The organism is Planomonospora algeriensis, from assembly GCF_977012225.1.
Map to the genome: position 1 here is coordinate 1 of NZ_CDRNDK010000656.1, position 2,743 is coordinate 2,743.

Consider the following 2,743-nt stretch of genomic DNA (forward strand, 5'->3'; position numbering starts at 1 on the left):
GCCGATCAGGGCGCGGCACCGGGCGGCGACCCGGGAGGCGTCGGGATCCTCCACGGGCGGGAGGCCGCGCAGCGCGGCGCCCGCACCCAGCAGCAGGGCGGTCCGCTCGCCGTCCCCCTCCAGCAGCGCCACCCCGGCGAGGCCTTCGGCGACGCGGGCCACCAGAGTCAGGTCGCGGGTCCCGCGCCCGGTCGTGAACGCCCGCCGGTACCAGGCCAGGGCGCCGACGGCGTCGCCCTCCGCCTCGGCGACCCATCCCAGTGCGACGCACACGCGGGTCCGGGTCTCCTCGACGTCGAACCACCCCGTCGAGCACTCGGCGAGCGCCGCCTCGCAGCTGCGGCGGGCCTCGTCCAGGTCGCCCCGGAACCGGGCGATCTCACCCAGTCCGAGGTGCGCGGCGGCCAGCACCTCCCAGGCGCCGGCCCGCCGTCCGAGTTCGGCCGCCCGCTCGTAGTCGGCGCGCGCCCCCGCCGTATCCCCGTCGCGGAGCCGTCCGTCGGCGCGGCGGTGCAGCAGCTCCGCCACGTCGAGGGTGGCGCCCAGCCGCTCGGCGAGGGCCAGCGCCTGATCCGTCAGGGCGGAGGCCTCCGCACGCTCCCCGCGCCGGCCGGCGATGTCGGCCAGGCCGGAGATCGCCTGCGCCATCCCCCACCGGTCGCCGACGGACCGGAAGTCCGCGAGCGCGAGGGCGAACTCCCGCTCGGCCTCCTCCAGATCCCCGTCGAACAGCCGGAAGTACGCCCACCCGAAGTGGCCGATCGCCGACAGCCACGGATCGTCCGGCTTGATCCGCTCCCAGTGGCGCGTCATCTCCCGGGCGACCTCCGGCTCCGGAGGGCCGGCGACCATCGCCCACAGGACGTTGGCGAACGGCTGCCGGGGCAGGGCCTCCCGCTCGGTCATGATCTTCCGGACGGTCTCCAGGTGGGCGTCCAGCCGGAGGTCCGCGCCGCCACCCGAGATGACGGTCATCACGCAGAGCGCGTACTCGTCGGCCAGTCCCGCCGGCGGACCGGCGCCGAGCCCGTCCAGGAGGTCGCGGGCGAGCGCGGCCGCCTCGCTGCGCAGGGCGCGCAACCACCAGTAGCACGTCAGGGCGGACAGCAGCCGCAGGGCCGGCCGGAGGTCCCCGGCCCTGACCGCCCGGTGCAGCGCGGCGTGCAGGTTGTCGTGCTCGTGGTCCAGCCGCTCCAGCCACTCCAGCTGCTCGTCGCGGCGCAGATGGGGATCGGCGGTCTCGGCGAAGGCCAGGAAGTGGTCCAGATGGGCCCGGCGCAACCGCTCCTCCTCGCCGGCCTCGGCGAGCCGCTCGGCGCAGAAGGCGCGAATCGTCTCCAGCATCCGGTAGCGGCCGCCGACCACCTCGACGAAGGACTTGTCCACGAGGGAGGCGAGGACGCCGTCGGTGTCGTCCGCCCCGCAGACCCGCTCGGCCGCCTCCAGGGTGGCCCCGCCCGCGAAGACGGTCAGCCGCCTGGCCATCGTCCTCTCGTCCTCGTCCAGCAGGTCCCAGCTCCACCCGACGACCGCGTGCAGCGTCCGGTGGCGGGGCTGCGCCGTACGGCTGCCGCGCGACAGCAGCCGGAAGCGGTCGTCGAGCCGGGCTGCGATCTCCACGGCGGTGAGCGAGCGCAACCTGGCCGCGGCCAGCTCGATCGCCAGGGGCAGGCCGTCGAGGGACCGGCAGATCTGCACGACCGCCCGGACGGTGGCGTCGCCCGCGCCGGACTCCCCGTGAAGGTGCCCGTCGGGGTGCCCGTCGGGGTGCAGGATGAAGTCCGGCCGCACGGCCGAGGCCCGCTCGGCGAACAGCCGGACCGCGGCCGCCCGCTCAGGGGGGTCACCCGGGCCGGGCAGCTCCAGGGGAGGGACGGGGCAGAGCAGCTCGCCGGTGATGCCGAGCGCCTCGCGGCTGGTGGCCAGCACCCGGACCTCCGGGCAGACGCTCAGCAGCCGGTCGGTGAGCCGCGCGGCGTCGTCCACCACGTGCTCGCAGTTGTCGAGGACCAGCAGGATGCTCCGCCCGGTGAGCGCCGCGACCAGCCTGCCGATCGGGTCGGGCGCGGCCTGCTGCCGGTTCGGGGCCGAGAGCAGGCCGGTCTCGCGCAGTCCGAGCGCACCGAGCACCGCCTGCGGCACCTCCGCGCCGTCGCTGAGCGGCCCCAGCTCCACGAAGCAGACCTCGCCGTCCAGGTGCCCGGCGGCCTCGGTGGCGAGTCTGGTCTTGCCCGTCCCGCCGGGGCCGGTGAGCGTGACCAGGCGGCCGCCGCCGAGCAGGTTCCGGATCCGCTCCAGTTCGCCCGCGCGGCCGATCAGCGGGGTGAGGTGGGCGGGCAGCCCGCGCGGGGAGCCGGGAGGAGGGCCGGCGGCGTCCGCGGAGCCGGTGGTCCCGGCCGGGGAGAGGGAGGGGTCGGCCCGCAGGATCGCCAGGTGGGTCGCGGCCAGTCCGGCGGACGGGTCGGCGCCCAGTTCCTCGGCGAGCCGCTGCCGGATCCCCTCGAACACGGCCAGGGCGTCGGCCTGCCGGCCGCACGCGTACAGCGCCCGCATGAGCTGCCCGGCGGGCCGCTCCCGCAGGGGGTGCGCGGCGACCAGCTCCTGGAGCGCGGTCACCGCCTCCCGGTGGCGGCCGGTCGCCAGCCCGGCCTCCGCGTGGTCCTCGGCGGCGGCCAGCCGCGCCTCCTCCAGCCGTACGGCCTGCCCCGCGGCGAACGGCGCGCCGCCGGCGTCGGCCAGCGCG

1 protein-coding gene is annotated in these 2,743 nt (G+C 77.1%); it reads right to left on the reverse strand.

The features are described 5' to 3' along the window. A partial coding sequence (locus ACWJ6R_RS34060) for an ATP-binding protein (protein WP_449066158.1) occupies positions 1-2,743 on the reverse strand: 2,743 nt, incomplete at both ends.